The sequence below is a fragment of the Planomonospora antibiotica genome, assembly GCF_014647955.1.
Taxonomy (GTDB): Bacteria; Actinomycetota; Actinomycetes; order Streptosporangiales; family Streptosporangiaceae; genus Planomonospora; species Planomonospora parontospora.
The window spans coordinates 1-13,560 of sequence record NZ_BMQE01000084.1; the positions used below are offsets into that span (position 1 = coordinate 1).

Sequence of the window (13,560 nt, forward strand, 5' to 3'; positions counted from 1 at the left end):
GTCAGCCCAGCTCACAGCCCATATTCGAGCCTCCAGGCCGCTGAATTACGCGGAACGCGGGAATGAGGATCACTGAAATTCTCCGAACGGTGAAACACTTCCTGGCTGTGCCGGACACCTCATCAGGTGTCCGGCACCTTTCGGTTAGGAGGCCCCTGTGCAGGATCCACGCCCGCTCAGCGGTGCGCGCGATCGTTTCGAGACCCTCTATCTCGCCTGCTATCCGGCGCTGTACCGCTACGCGCTGCGTCGTTGCGACTCGGTCGATGACGTCGCCGATGTGATCGCTGAAACCTTCCTGGTCGCCTGGCGGCGACTCGATGACATTCCCGACGGGGATGCCGCGGTCTTGTGGCTGTACGGCACGGCACGCCGCGTACTGGCCAATCAGCGGCGCGGGACCTCCCGCCGCGCTGCGCTGGCCGCGCGGCTGCGAGATGAGCTGTCCGTCAGCCGGCCGACGATCTCGGCCGACGCCCGCGTCGACGCCGTGCGGACCGCTTTCGCCAGTCTGGCGCCGGCTGATCGGGAAGTGCTCGCGCTGGCGTGCTGGGAGGAGCTCACCGGCCCGCAGATCGCCGCAGTGCTGGGATGCAGCAGCACGGCCGTCCGGCTGCGGCTGCATCGCGCCCGCAGGCGGCTGGCTCGGCTGCTGAACACCACGGACGAGGTCCGGATGACAGCCATGCTGAAGGAGGAGAACGGATGAACAGGATCGATCGCATGGTGTCCGCCATCGACCCGGCTGCGGGCTCCGCCGAACCCGCGGTGAGCACGGGGGTCCGCGAACTCCTCGAGGAGATCGTGGCGACGCCGCCCACGGAACGTCGGGGCCTGCGGCCGCCGAGGGTCCGCGGAGTACGGATCCGTCGGCCTGCGGCGGTCTCAGCGGTCGCCGCGTTGGCCGCGGCCATCGCGATCGGCGTCGGTCTGCCCTCCGGTGGTGTGCTCACCCGATACGCGAACGCGGCCATGTCCATCGAGAAGGCCGATGAGCACTTCAGTGTCGTCATCACCGATCCCACGGCCGGCCGCCGGCGCTTCGAGGAGGCGTTTCGCGCGGTCGGGCTGGACGTCACGGTGAAGGTCATCCCGGTGGCGCCCGCACGGGTGGGCGAACTGTTCGGACCGATCGTCCCGGGAGGCTTCAAAGGGCACGGAAGCCTCGGCGTGCAGAGGACGCGCCCGTGTGCGTCGGTGTTCTGCGGCAGGGTCTGGATGCCCGCGGACTTCCCCGGCAGGGTCGTGTTCGGGGTGGGCCGAGCGGCCGAGCCGGGTGAGCCGTACGCCGAGGTCGACTTCGACGACCCCGCAGGTGCCGAGGCCCTGAGCGGCTACACCTCTAACGGGAAGCCGGTCGCCGCCGTACGCGATGAGCTGCGCCGGCGCGGCATGCGGGTCGGCTACCGCCTGCTGTGGCGCTACCCCGACGGCGGTTTCACCGACCAGCCCGTCCCCGCCGACCGGATCAGGGACGACTGGACGGTCACCGGTTCCCGGTCTCACAGTTCCGATGCCATCGATCTCTTCGTCGTCCCGGGCCCCGAGGCGGGTCCGGCCCCCGACCCGCCGGCATCCTCTTCTTCCACGCCCCAGTGGTACGACCTCACCGAGTAGGACCGGGCAGACGGTCCGGGAGCGGCTGGACGTGCCGCGGACGGAGGCCGGGTCCATCGGCGTGTGCCGACGGGGATCGTGAGGGCCGGGGAGCGGAAGAGGGCCGAGGGGAGCGGGGAGGGCCATGGGGACCATGACCGAGGGGAGGGCTTGATCGGCTTCGTGGTGACGACTCGCTAAGGTGAGGCACTCGAATCCCGTTCACCCCCCAGGACGTGCCCCATGCTCCGTCGCCACCGTTTCGGTGTTCCCGCCCTGCTCGTCGCGAGCGTGTACCTCGCCGTGGTGGTGGTCGCCGCCGTGCTCGCGCCGGCCACCGGTGGTCTCGGCGCGTTGTGGCGGGTGACGCTGTTCACCGAGGCGGGTGAAGGCGCCGCGGTGACGTGGCCGAACGTGCTCGTGCCGTGCGCGGTCGGCCTGGCGTGGGCCTGGGCGCTGTGGCAGAGCCTGCGCGGTCCGCTGGCGGGGCCGCCGCCCGAGCCGGACCGGGACGTGCAGCGGCTGCGGGCAGGGCTGTACACCGCGGCGGCCGTCTCGTGCCTGTACGCCGTCCTGCCGTGGTGGCCCTGGTCGGCGGTGGTGCTCGACGCCGCGGTGATGGGCGCGGTCGCGGTGCTGTCCCAGCCGGTGCTGAGGCGCGACCTCGTGCATGTCGATCGCATGCGGGCCGCGGGCGTGGCGGGGTACGCGGGCACCGCCGCCTTCGAGGTGCTGGACGTCATCGGCCGGCCGGTGCCCGACGTGCTGTCCCTGGTCTGCGCCGTGGCGACTCTGATCTGGATCGTGCTGTTCCTGCGGGTGCAGTGGCGGGACGACCGCTGGCGGCGCGCCACCGTCCGGTACGGCATCGCCGCCCTGGTGGCGCCGCTCGCTTTCATATTCATACCGATGGGCATGTCGCTCCCCATCGCGGAGGATCTCTATGTCGGCGCCGCCGGCGCCTTCGGCGCCTTGTCGCTGGTCTGGCTGGCCCGCTCCGCCCACGACCTCGCCGACCCGCGCCGCCAGCCGGCCCCGCCCGCGCCGCTCTCCGCGCAGCCGCAGAGCTGAGGGCGGCCGGAACACCTTGCCGTCTCCGTTTCAGCCGGTACGGCGGCGGCCCGCAGGACGGCCTTGCGTCCGCGGCCTTCGCGGGTGAAGCGCCCCTCCTCGGCGAGCCGCCCGATGCACGGGCGGACCTGCTGGTCGCTCATGCCGAGGATCCCGGCGACGGCGTAGAGCCCGTCGGCGCGGACCGTGCCGTCCCGGCGGACCAGCCCGTAGAGGAGGGTGCGGGTCGGAACCTCGACCCGCGGGGGCCCGCTCCTCGGGGTCTGCGGCCGTTCGGTGCCTGTCATCCTCCCCCGCCTTCCGGGGCGGCGACCGGGCGGCGCATCGTGGTCACCGCTCCGAAACCCATGAGATCGCGCAGGTACGGCGTGCGCTCGGTCCCGGTGGCGGTGAAGCCGTGCCGTTCGTACAGCGCCCGGGCGCGCGGGTTGCCGTCGATGACGTCCAGCCGCACCTCCCGGTGGCCGAGGGCCGCCGCGACCGAGACGATCTCCTGCAGCAGGAGGGTCCCGACACCGGTGCCCCGGCAGGCCGGGTCGACGGCGATGCCGTCCATCACCAGCTCGCCGGGGGCGGGGTCGCGCTCCAGCAGGGCCAGCAGCGCGAGCCGGGGCAGGCCGGAGAGCAGCCCGTAGGAACGCAGCACGTCGCCCGCCGTCCCCCCGGTGAGCGCCCGGCCCGCGTGCCGGTATCCCGCCAGCCCGACGAGCCGGTCCCCGGCCAGCGCCGCGACGGCCCGGTCGTGGTTCAGATGCGCCGCGATGAAACCGACGGCCTTGTCCGGCGGGTTGAGCGCCGGACCGAGCTTGCGGCCGAAGGCCTCCCAGTAGAGCTCGGCCGCCCGCCCTTCGGCGCCGGGCGGCAACCCCCGCCGGATCGTGATCTCTTGACTGCTCTTCATATCGCTCAATAGTAGTACTATCGTTTCATCAACGATAGTTTCTCGAGGGAGATGTCATGGGTTCCAGAAAGACCGGCGCAGGTGAGGGCGCATGGTGAGCCGGCGCGTACGCAGATCGCTGATCGCGGTGCTCGTCCTCGTCCTCCTGGCGGCGGGGGGAGCGGGAGCGGTGATCGTCCGGAACACCTACGATCTCCGTGAGGAGCGGGTGACGATCTCCGGAGGCCCGCACCCGCTGGACGGCGTGCTCGCCACACCCGCTTCCGGGAGAGGGCCGTTCGGGCTGGTCGTCTTCGTGCACGGTGACGGCCCCGTCGACGCGACCCACGACGGCTTCTACCGCCCCATGTGGGAGGCGTTCGCCCGTGCGGGTTACGCCTCGCTCTCCTGGAACAAGCCCGGAGTCGGCGGCGCCGCGGGTAACTGGCTGGACCAGAGCATGCAGGAGCGGGCGAAGGAGGTGGAGACCGCAATCGCGTGGGCCCGCTCCCGCCACGATCTCGACGCCGGCCGCGTCGGGCTCTGGGGCGCCAGCCAGGCGGGCTGGGTGCTGCCCAAGGTCACCGCCCGCGTCCCGGATGTGGGCTTCGTGATAGCCGTCTCGCCCGCGATCAACTGGCTCCGCCAGGGCCGCTACAACCTGCTCGCCGAGATGCGGGCCGACGGCGCGACCGCCGCCGAGATCCGGGGCGCCGTCGACCGCAGCGACAGGACGCTGCGCCTGCTGCGCGCGAAGGCGTCCTTCGAGGAATACCGGCAGGCCGTGGGAGGCGGGACGGACGGTCTCAGCGCGGACCGCTGGCGGTTCATCCTGCGCAACCACACCGCCGACGCGACCGCGGATCTCAGGCATCCGGCGACCGGCCGGATCCCCACCCTGCTCGTCCTGGCCGGCCACGATCTCAACGTCGACGTCGCCGAGACCGAGGCCGTCTACCGCGACACCCTCTCGGCGCTCCAGGTCAGGCACTACCCGGACGCGGACCACTCCATGGTCCGGCAGAGCCTCGCGGAGTCGGACATCAAGCTCACGCTCACCGCGATCCTCGCTCCCCGGTCGCTGGCCCCCGACGGCCTCTTCGACGACATGGTCGCGTTCCTGCGGGATCCCGGCAGGGCGACGAGACGGTGAACGACGGCCGGGTTCTCCGGTGGGGCGGCGGCCGGCCGTGCCGTGCGTACCCCTCGATCATGCGGCGCGGAGTCCGTCGCAGGTCGGTGCCCGAGCGTCGGGCGGGGTGCGCCTGGCCCGCCGCTCCCGACGACCGCGAGCGCCTGGGTCGCCGAATTCATCCATGACATGGAATATCAGGAAAAATAACTTACCGGTTTACTGTTAGGAAACTTTCCTTTATGTTCCTGGCAACCCCCCAGCCAAGGAGCATCCCATGCGAAGAACAGCGATGATCGCCGCAACGGCGTTCGTCACCCTCGCCGCCACCGTCCTCACCGCCTCACCGGCCCTGGCCCACGGGTACGTGTCGTCCCCGCCCAGCCGCCAGGCCATGTGCGCCCAGGGCCGCGTCGCCGGCTGCGGCCCCATCGTCTACGAGCCGCAAAGCGTGGAAGGGCCCAAGGGTCAGCGCAACTGCCACGGCGGTGTCGCCCGGTTCGCCCAGCTCAGCGACGAGAGCAGGGCATGGCCCGCGACCTCCGTCGGCACCGGTGTCACCTTCAACTGGGTGCTGACCGCCCGCCACGCCACCAGCACGTGGGAGTACTACATCGGCAACACCCGGATCGCCACCTTCAACGACGGCGGCAGGCAGCCCGGCGCGACCGTGTCGCACGCGGTGAACCTGGCCGGGTTCAGCGGCCGGCAGAAGGTCCTGGCCATCTGGAACATCGCCGACACCGCCAACGCCTTCTACGCCTGCATCGACCTGCAGATCGGCGGCGGCGGGACCACCCCCGCGCCCACCCCGACGCCCACCCGGACGCAGAGCCCCGCGCCCACCCCGACACCGACCGTGACGCCGGGCGGGACCTGGAAGGCGGGCACCGCCTACACGGCGGGCTCCCAGGTCGCCTACGGCGGCGCGACCTACCGGTGCCTCCAGTCGCACACCGCCATCCCGGGCTGGGAACCGCCGAACGTCCCCGCGCTCTGGCAGCGGGTCTGACATGGACCGGATCCGTGACACGGCACTGTTGCTGGCCCGGACGGCGATCGGGCTGCTGTTCGCCTGCCACGGGGCGGCCACCCTGTTCGGCGTCCTCGGTGGCCCGCACGGCGGGCGGACCCCGTATTTCGCCGAATGGCCCGGATGGTGGGCGGCGGTGATCGAGCTCGGGGCGGGTGGCCTGGTGATGCTCGGCCTGGCCACCCGCGCCGCCGCGCTGCTCTGCTCGGGGACCATGGCCTACGCCTACTTCGTCGTGCACCAGCCCGACGGGCTGTTCCCCATGGTCAACGGAGGCGAGGCCGCCGCCCTCTTCTCCTGGTCCTTCCTCCTGCTGGCCGTGACCGGTGGCGGTTCCTGGTCGCTGGACGCCCTCGCCGCCAGGTACCGCGCCTCCGGCCGGAGAGGCGGGCTCCCGCCTCTCCGACCCGACGCGTCCCTCATCCGGGAGAGGTGAGGATCTTCGGGTGACGGAGACCCCACACCCTCTCTGACCGCCGGGTCCTTCCGGATGGAGGACCCGGCCCTGGATGCGGCGGGCGGCCCCGATCTCGCCCGCCGTGAAGGACCCGTCCGGTCAGATCCGCTGCCAGAGCGCCGGGACGTTCGGCGGCTCCCAGCCGGGCAGCGAGGTGTGCGCCTGCAGGCAGCGGTAGCTCACGCCGTCGTAGGTGACCGTGGTGCCGACGGTGTAGCTCTTCCACGTCTCCCATGAGGTCTCACCCGGCCCGCCGCCGTTGACGGTGAGGCTGAGGGTGGCGGAGCGGTCGGCGGAGGTGCCGTCCGCCCGCAGGGAGACGGTGTAGGTGTTGGGCGGAGTGCTCGCCGAGGTGGTGATGGTCACCGTGGAGGACTGGCCCGCGGTGATGGTCGACGGGCTGAAGGTCGCGGTCGCGCCGGAGGGCAGGCCGCCGGCGCTCAACGTGATGCTCTGCGCGTCACCGGAGGTGACCGTGGTGCTCAGTACGGCGGTGGCGGAACCTCCCGCGTCGACCGAGGCCGAAGACGGGCTCACCGAGACCAGGTAGTCGTCCGCCGGGGTTCCGGACCCGTCGACGGCCAGTTTCCAGATGCCGTACGCCGCGGCGTCGGAGGCCCGGTCCAGGATCGTGTCGTTGATGTTGGCGATGGTGTCGCAGGAGGCGTGGTAGCAGGCGTCGTACGCGCGGCCTGCCGTACCGCCCCACTTGGCGGCCTGCGCCGAGGTCTTGACGGCGCCGGCCCCGGCGGCCACCCCGGAGGTGGGGATGCCCGCGTTGCGGAACGGCGCGTCGTCGGACCGGTTGGCGCCCTCGGTGTTCTCCTCGGGCCGGAGGTTCAGCCTGTCGTAGAACTCCTTGAGCGGGGCGGCCGCCGGGGTGGTGATGTTGTTGATGAAGTAGCCGCCGTTGGGCGAGCCCACCATGTCGTAGTTGTGGTAGGCCTTGATCTTGCTCCGCTCGGTGGCGCCGATCGCGTTGACGTAGAACTCCGAACCGTTGAGGCCCTGCTCCTCGTCGGTCCACCAGGCGAATCGCACGTGCTTGGCCATGGACGGGTTCTTCTCCGCCAGGGTGAGGGCGACCTCCAGCAGGGCCGACGAGCCCGAGGCGTTGTCGTTGACGCCCGGCCCGGCCGAGACGCCGTCCAGGTGGGCGCCGGCCATGACGACCTGGTTCGGGTCGCCGCCGGGCCAGTCGGCGATCAGGTTCGGGCCCGCGCCGCCGGTGCAGCCGGAGGTGCAGGTCTGACGCGTCACGGTGTAGCCGGCGGCCCTGAGCCTGCCCTCGACGTAGGACACCGAGGCGGTGTAGCCCGGTCCCGTCGCCCGGCGGTTACCGCCGTTGGACGCGGCGATGCTCTGGAACTGCTGCAGGTGGGCCTTGACGTCGGCGAGGCTGATGTCCGGTGCGTCGGTACCCGGCTGGCCGCTGCCGACGCCCAGTCTGAATCCGAGCCGCTTGTCGGCGCTGGCGCCGTCGAGGGTGACGGTGAGCGGGTAGGACCCGGCCGGGGTGTCCGCCGAGGTCGTGAGGGTCAGCCGCGAGGTCTGCCCGGCGGAGATGACGGCCGGGCTGAAGGCGGCGGTCACGCCCGAGGGCAGGGAGTCGGTGCGCAGCGTGATGGATTGGGCGTTCCCGCTGGTCACCGTGGTACTGATGGTGGCGGTGGCGGACCGGCCCGGTTGGACGTCCGCAGCGGCCGGGTCGATCGAGGCCGAGTAGTCGTCGTCGCCGCCCTGCGGGGTGCAGGTCGGCTCGCCGGAGACCGCGGGGACGTTGACGGCGTTCCACGCGGCCCTGGTCGCCTCGAACCAGGCGCAGGTGGGGTCGAGCGCCTTGGCCGCGGAAAGGGTCTGGGAGCGTGCCTGGGCGTGGGTCCGGTTGCCGGTGGTCTTCATGTTCAGCGCGGCGAGGTAGATCCGGCCGGCGTTCTGGATGCCGATGCCGCCGAACGTCCGCGGGTTCGCGCCGGAGCACACCGGGGTGGCGGGTCTGCCGCCGGTCGGGTCGGTTCCCTCGGCGAGCAGGTAGAACCAGTGGTTCTGCGGCCCGGCCGCGGCGTGCACCTCGGTGCCGGGGATGGAAGAGCTGTAGCAGTCCGGGTCGCCGTTGGTGCTCGGCCGGTACATGTACCGGATCGGTCCCCGCCCGACCAGGTTGACCTCCTCGCCGACCTGGTAGTCCGGCGGGTCGTCGGGGTTGTTCGCGTAGTGCTCCAGCAGGGCGCCGAAGATGTCACCGGTGGACTCGTTCAGGCCGCCGCTCTCGTTGCCGCTGCCCGCGCCGCCGCTGCCGGCGAACTGGTAGATCGCGTGGCCGTACTCGTGGCCGACCACGTCCATCGGCGTCGCCTGCTGGGTGCCGGCCTGGTTCTTGCCGAAGTTGGTGTAGGAACCGTTCCAGTAGGCGTTGACCTGGTTCAGGCCGACGCGGGCGGGAAAACCGCCGCCCTCGCCGGTGAAGCCGTTGTAGCCGAACCAGTCCCGGAGCATGTCCCATTCCTTCTGCGCCGCCCAGAGGGCGTCCACGCAGGCGGTCTCCAGGTTGGTCCCCTGGCCGTTGCCCCAGGTGTCACCGGACTTGGTGTAGGGGGAGCCGTTCTGGCCGCCGCAGGCCAGGTTGTTGCGGGTGGTGTCCCGCATCGTGTACGACGATCCGGAGCCGGAGGTGCTGATGTCCAGTCCGCTGCCGTTGTAGAAGCCGTGGCCGGTTCCCGCCCGGACGGCGTCCCACGAGCTCAGGATTCCGGCGTCGAGGGCGTCGACGTAGACGTGCTGGACGCTCGGGGCGTCCTTGGTCCGGCCGGTGACGACCACCTCCCACGCCATGCGCGGGGTGTCGGACAGCGCGTGCACGACCAGCACCGGGGTGCTCACGCTCTCCACCTCGGTGAGCAGGGAGCGGGCTCTGAGCGCCGCCCGGCCCGCGGTCACGGTGGTCCTGGTGTCCAGCTTCAGCTCGGCTGCCTGCGCCGTGTCGACGCCGGCCACGGTGAGCCCGGTGCGGTCGGTGGCGACGACCACGTCGCCGCCGTAGACGGGCACGCCCTGGTAGGCGCGCGAATAGGTGAGGAACTGCATGCCGGAGACCGAGACCGCCTTCTTCAGTGAGAAGACGTCGTCCTCGCCGCCGGCGAGGTCGCGGCGTTCGGCGACGAGGGTGCTCTCGGCGGTGGCGATGGCACGCCTGCGCGCCTCGGAGTCCGGGGGTGCGAAGGAGGGCGGGGCGGTGGCGCCGGCGGCGTTCGGCGCGTTCGCGGCCGAGGCGGCGGGGACCACCGAGGTCGTGGTCAGGGCGACGGCCGCCAGCGTGGCGGTGACGCCCAGTGTGAACCGGGGATTCACTGGGGGGTGACTCCTCTCGATACCCCTTGTGGGGGGTGGGGATGGAAGGAGCCCTGCAGGGTGTCCGGTGCGCCGGTTCCGCTTGTGGCGGGCGGCGCCTGCGGGCATGCCCTCGCTTCGGGCTGGACCAAAGCTGACATCGCAGGCGCGGAGCCGAGTACCCTACGAAATTCCATAACGGCGCGGTATGGCGAGGTGCGGCGGCGGCCGGGACTCACCCGAAGGAGGGGAGAGGGCCGTGCAGCTCCAGCCAGGCGGAGTAGACCGGCGTCCTCCGCGCCTTGGCCCAGTAGTCCGCTCTGACCCCCGCGGCCAGATCGGACGCGTACGGCGCGACCGGCCCGTGCTCCGGCCAGCCGAGCAGGTGCCGGAAGCGCAACGGGGTGCCCGCCAGCGGACGGATGGTGATGCCCGGATGACCCGTGCTGAGCGCCTGGAACATGCCCACGCACCTGCCGGAGGAGATCAGGCCGACGGCGAGGCTGAGATCTGCGGCATAGGCGACGCGCGGAGTGAAGCCCGCCTCGGCGCAGGCCGTCCAGAAGTGCTCGCGGTGCCCGGCCTCGGCCAGGGCGTGCAGGCCCCAGTCCTCTCCGGCGAGGTCCCGCAGTTCGATCTCGCCCGATCGGGCGAGGGGGTGGGAGGAGGCCAGGCCGACGAAGATCGGTTCAGTGGCCACACTCACGTACGTCACACCCGCCGGCGGGTGCATCTCGTGTCCGGGATAGTCGCCGAGGGTGGCCAGCTCCAGCCGTCCGGATTTCAGCAGGCCGGGCAGCAGGTCCATGGCCTCTTCGGTCCGCGCCGTGATCTCGGCGTCGGGGATCAGCTCGCTCAGGCGGGTGATGGCGCTGATGCCCAGGTGGCTGACCATGCAGCCGACCCTGATGACGGGCCGCGCGCCGCTCTGCCCGAGGTAGCGCATGCCGTCCCGGCGCAGCTCGTCGAAGGCGGGCAGCAACGACCGCGCCCTCACCAGCACCCACGCACCGAACGAGGTGGGACGGGTGCCGCCGCGGTCCCGGTCGAACAGCCGCCCGCCGAACATGCGCTCGATACGCCGCAGCTGCGCGGTGAGGGCGGGCTGGGACATGCCGAGGGCGACCGCGGCCCGCGAGATGCTGCCGTGTTCGGCGACCGCGCAGATCACTCGGAGATGGCGAACCTCTAGCTCCATACGGTGAAGCTAATAGTAAAGTTTCTTTTCGATGAAGGCCCAAAAGGCGGCCGGGCCGGGCTGCGGCCCGCCGCCAACATCGCCGGCGTCGCCGAGGCCGCGGCGGTGACCACCGAGGGGGTGGAGCAGTCGCGTCAGGCGGCGGCGGAGCTGGCGGAGATGAGCACGTCGCTGCGCGGACTGGTGAGCCGGTTCACCGTCTGAGACGGCACCCGGCCGCCCGCGACCGTCGTCGAGCCGATGGTGATGCGGACCGCTACCGCGCCGTGGCTTCGGCAGGGGCCGGCCGGGTGGGGCGGGCGGTCATCCGCCGACATGCCCGACCGCGCCGAGGAAGTAGTCGCCGATGTCCCGGTAGGGGACCACTGTGCCTGGCTCCGGCCGCCACTCGGGCAGGTTCACCAGGCCGGGCTCGACCAGGGAGACGCCGTCGAGCAGACGGGCGATCTCCGTGCCGGTCCGCGCCACGAACGGGGAGGACGCCCGCCGGTAGACGTCCGTGACGCCCTCGGCGGCCTCCGGACGGGCGTCGATCGCGACATGCGACAGGGCCAGGTAGCTGCCGGGCGGCAGTGCCTCCCGCAGTTCGGCGACGATGCGCTCCGGCTCCTCCTCGTCAGGGATGAAGTGCAGGATCGCCAGCAGCAGGACCGCGACCGGCTGCCCGAAGTCGATCGCCGCCCGGACGTCGGGGTGGTCCAGGATCTCGCGGGGGCGGCGCACATCGCCCTCGACGATGGACACGTTCTCGTGCTTGCCGAGGATCGCCCGGCCGTGCACCAGGACCGTGCTGTCGTTGTCGACGTAGACGACGCGGGCATCGGGGGCGGCGACCTGGTGGACGTTGTTCCGGGTGGGCAGCCCGGCGCCGATGTCGACGAACTGGCGGATGCCCCGCCGGGTGAGGAAGTCCACGGCGCGGCCGAGGAAGGCGCGGTTGGCCCGGACGCTGTGGCGGATCTCCGGGACGAGCGACAGCGCCTTCTCCGCGGCCTCGCGGTCGGCGGGGAAGTTGTCCTTGCCGCCCAGGTAGTAGTCGTACATCCGGGCGGCGTTGGGGACGTGCGTCTGAATGCCGGGGGGCGTCTGGTCGGTCACGGGCCGCTCCACGATCACGGTATTCACGGAAATACCGTGATCATAGTCGCCGAACCTCTGGAGAAGCGGCCGGACAACTGCCAAGATCACGTCATGGCCGCCTCCCCCTCGCGCCGCCTCGTCGGCCTGCGCCTCGCCGACGGCGTCACCCGGGGCAACATGCGCGCCTGCTTGTTCATGGCTTTCGCCTCGACCATGGTGATCTCCTTCCTCCCGGCCGCGCAGCCGTACATCCTGAGCGGAGTCCTCGGCGTGCCCGCACAGGACCAGGGAAAGGCCGTCGGCCTGCTCGGCGTCGCCGCGGAGATCACAATGATCGCCAGCCTGGCCTGGTACGGGGCGCTCGCCGACCGGTACGGCAGGCGCCCCATCGCGGTGGCGGGCTTCGTCCTGTGCGCGCTCGGCACCGCGCTGTTCCCCTTCGCCGACTCCACCGCCGTGCTCGTCGCGCTCCGGATCGTCTTCGCCCTGGGCGTCGCCGCTCTCAACGGGATGCTCTCCACGGTCGCCGCCGACTACGTCCGTGACGGCTCCCGTGGCCGGTCCTACGGGTTCGTGGGGCTGTTCAGCGGGCTCGGCGCCATGGTGGCGGTGCTCGCCCTGGTGCGGCTGCCCCAGATCCTCGAGAGCGGCGGCACCACTCCGGTCACCGCCGCCCGCCTGGCGTTCCTGGCCGTCGCCGTGGCCGTGCTGGCGGTCGGCGCGCTGATGTGGTTCACCCTGTCGAAGACGCGGGTCGTCCCCGCCGCCGAGCGGGTCCCGCTGGCGAGGCTGATCACCGAAGGCGTCACCCTCGCCCGCGACCCCGGCGTCGCACTGTCGTACGCGGCGGCGTTCGTCGCCCGCGCCGACCTGGCCGTGGTAGCCGGGTTCATGTCCCTGTGGGTGACCGAGCACGCTCTTGCCGAGGGCGGCCTGTCCGGCGCAGAGGCGCTCGCCCGCGCCGGGGCCGTGGTCGGCGTCGCCCAGACCGTGGCCATGCTCGGCGCCCCCCTCGTCGGCTGGCTCGGCGACCGGATGCACCGCCAGGACGTGGTGATCCTCGCTCAGGCCCTCGCCGCGGTCGCCTACCTGTCCACCCTGCTGGTCGCCGATCCGCTCGGCTCCGGCATGATGGTCGTCGCCGTGCTCGTCGGCCTGGGCGAGATCGCCGTGATCACCACCGCGGGGCCGCTCCTGGCCCAGCAGGCACCCGCCGCCGTGCGCGGCTCGGCCTACGGGGTGCAGACCCTCTGCGGGGCGGTCGGCATCCTGGTCGTCTCCGGTCTCGGCGGTTACCTCTACGATGCCTGGCGTCCCGCCGCGCCGTTCGTGATCGCGGGCGTGGCCGGGCTGCTGGTCGCCGCCTTCGGCCTGCTGGTCCGGCGCCGCGTCACACCCCCTGGTGAGCCGCCCGCCCCACGACAGGCTTCCGCCGTCCGCCCGGCACCGCCGTGATCGAGGCGGAGCATTCCAGCACGCCGTGTACGAGAGCGCGCGGCGCCTGCCGGCGCCGCTGCCGGCCCTTTCCCCGTCCCGGCAGTTCATCGAGCAGCGGCGGTTCTGGTCGGCGCAGGACCATCTGATGATGAGACCCGAGCGGGCGGCCATGGCCTCGGCCTCACTGGTGCCCGACCGCTGGCCGCCGCGACGGCGCCGCCTCCTTGCAGATCTCCGATGGAGAGCCGTTGCCGACGTTCACCTCAGTCGGCCCGGGATGCATCGGCTTTCAGGCCGGGGAGGAATGGGCGTCCCGTCAGGGATGGTCCGGCGGAGCCGGGACGGCCTG

General features: G+C 71.8%; 12 protein-coding genes. 8 read left to right on the top strand and 4 right to left on the bottom strand.

Translation table 11 applies throughout. The annotated features are described in order from the left end of the window. The first annotated feature begins 157 nt into the window (after nucleotides 1-157). The 3 genes from IEZ06_RS34520 to IEZ06_RS34530 all read left to right on the top strand — a co-directional run bounded on the left by IEZ06_RS34520 (nucleotide 158) and on the right by IEZ06_RS34530 (nucleotide 2,667). Nucleotides 158-709 carry an RNA polymerase sigma factor gene (locus tag IEZ06_RS34520; protein WP_189240871.1) on the top strand — a complete coding sequence of 184 codons (552 nt, stop codon included), beginning with the start codon at nucleotides 158-160 and terminating at the stop codon, nucleotides 707-709. Then, complete coding sequence (locus IEZ06_RS34525) at nucleotides 706-1,617, top strand: hypothetical protein (protein ID WP_189240872.1); 912 nt, start codon at nucleotides 706-708, stop codon at nucleotides 1,615-1,617. Before IEZ06_RS34520 ends, IEZ06_RS34525 begins: the two co-directional genes overlap by 4 nt. A 222-nt stretch (nucleotides 1,618-1,839) precedes the next feature. Beyond that, nucleotides 1,840-2,667, top strand: coding sequence for a hypothetical protein (locus tag IEZ06_RS34530; RefSeq protein WP_189240873.1), 828 nt, complete (start codon nucleotides 1,840-1,842; stop codon nucleotides 2,665-2,667). Between the two features lie 283 nt (nucleotides 2,668-2,950). Here IEZ06_RS34530 and IEZ06_RS34535 read toward each other — a convergent pair whose 3' ends face one another. After that, nucleotides 2,951-3,568, bottom strand: a complete 618-nt coding sequence (locus IEZ06_RS34535) for a GNAT family N-acetyltransferase (protein ID WP_189240874.1) — start codon at nucleotides 3,566-3,568, stop codon at nucleotides 2,951-2,953. 91 nt (nucleotides 3,569-3,659) lie between these two features. Between IEZ06_RS34535 and IEZ06_RS34540 the strand changes: the two genes are divergently transcribed. From IEZ06_RS34540 to IEZ06_RS34550, 3 genes are all read left to right on the top strand, one after another. After that, on the top strand, nucleotides 3,660-4,700 hold the full coding sequence (locus IEZ06_RS34540; protein ID WP_189240875.1) for an alpha/beta hydrolase family protein: 1,041 nt from the start codon (nucleotides 3,660-3,662) through the stop codon (nucleotides 4,698-4,700). Nucleotides 4,701-4,956: 256 nt separating this feature from the next. Then, nucleotides 4,957-5,691 (top strand): lytic polysaccharide monooxygenase, encoded by a 735-nt coding sequence (locus IEZ06_RS34545; RefSeq protein WP_189240876.1) that lies wholly within the window; start codon nucleotides 4,957-4,959, stop codon nucleotides 5,689-5,691. 1 nt (nucleotide 5,692) lies between these two features. Then, nucleotides 5,693-6,148 carry a DoxX family protein gene (locus IEZ06_RS34550; RefSeq protein ID WP_189240877.1) on the top strand — a complete coding sequence of 152 codons (456 nt, stop codon included), beginning with the start codon at nucleotides 5,693-5,695 and terminating at the stop codon, nucleotides 6,146-6,148. A 120-nt stretch (nucleotides 6,149-6,268) separates the two neighbouring features. Here IEZ06_RS34550 and IEZ06_RS34555 read toward each other — a convergent pair whose 3' ends face one another. Both IEZ06_RS34555 and IEZ06_RS34560 read right to left on the bottom strand, forming a co-directional pair. Next, entirely contained in the window at nucleotides 6,269-9,517 is a 3,249-nt protein-coding gene (locus tag IEZ06_RS34555; protein ID WP_203872386.1) for a M20/M25/M40 family metallo-hydrolase, read from the bottom strand. A gap of 214 nt (nucleotides 9,518-9,731) precedes the next feature. Further along, a complete protein-coding gene (locus IEZ06_RS34560) occupies nucleotides 9,732-10,694 on the bottom strand; it encodes a LysR family transcriptional regulator (protein WP_189240879.1) in 963 nt (320 codons plus the stop codon). A 3-nt stretch (nucleotides 10,695-10,697) separates the two neighbouring features. On the opposite strand from IEZ06_RS34560, the gene IEZ06_RS34565 reads away from it, so the two are divergent. Further along, nucleotides 10,698-10,898: a hypothetical protein gene (locus IEZ06_RS34565; protein WP_189240880.1), complete on the top strand. Its 201-nt coding sequence runs from the start codon at nucleotides 10,698-10,700 to the stop codon at nucleotides 10,896-10,898. 99 nt (nucleotides 10,899-10,997) lie between these two features. Here the strand turns inward: IEZ06_RS34565 and IEZ06_RS34570 are convergent, their stop codons facing one another. Then, on the bottom strand, nucleotides 10,998-11,819 hold the full coding sequence (locus IEZ06_RS34570) for an SAM-dependent methyltransferase (RefSeq protein WP_229799101.1): 822 nt from the start codon (nucleotides 11,817-11,819) through the stop codon (nucleotides 10,998-11,000). A gap of 9 nt (nucleotides 11,820-11,828) precedes the next feature. On the opposite strand from IEZ06_RS34570, the gene IEZ06_RS34575 reads away from it, so the two are divergent. Then, entirely contained in the window at nucleotides 11,829-13,229 is a 1,401-nt protein-coding gene (locus IEZ06_RS34575) for an MFS transporter (protein ID WP_189240881.1), read from the top strand. The last annotated feature ends 331 nt before the right edge of the window (nucleotides 13,230-13,560 follow it).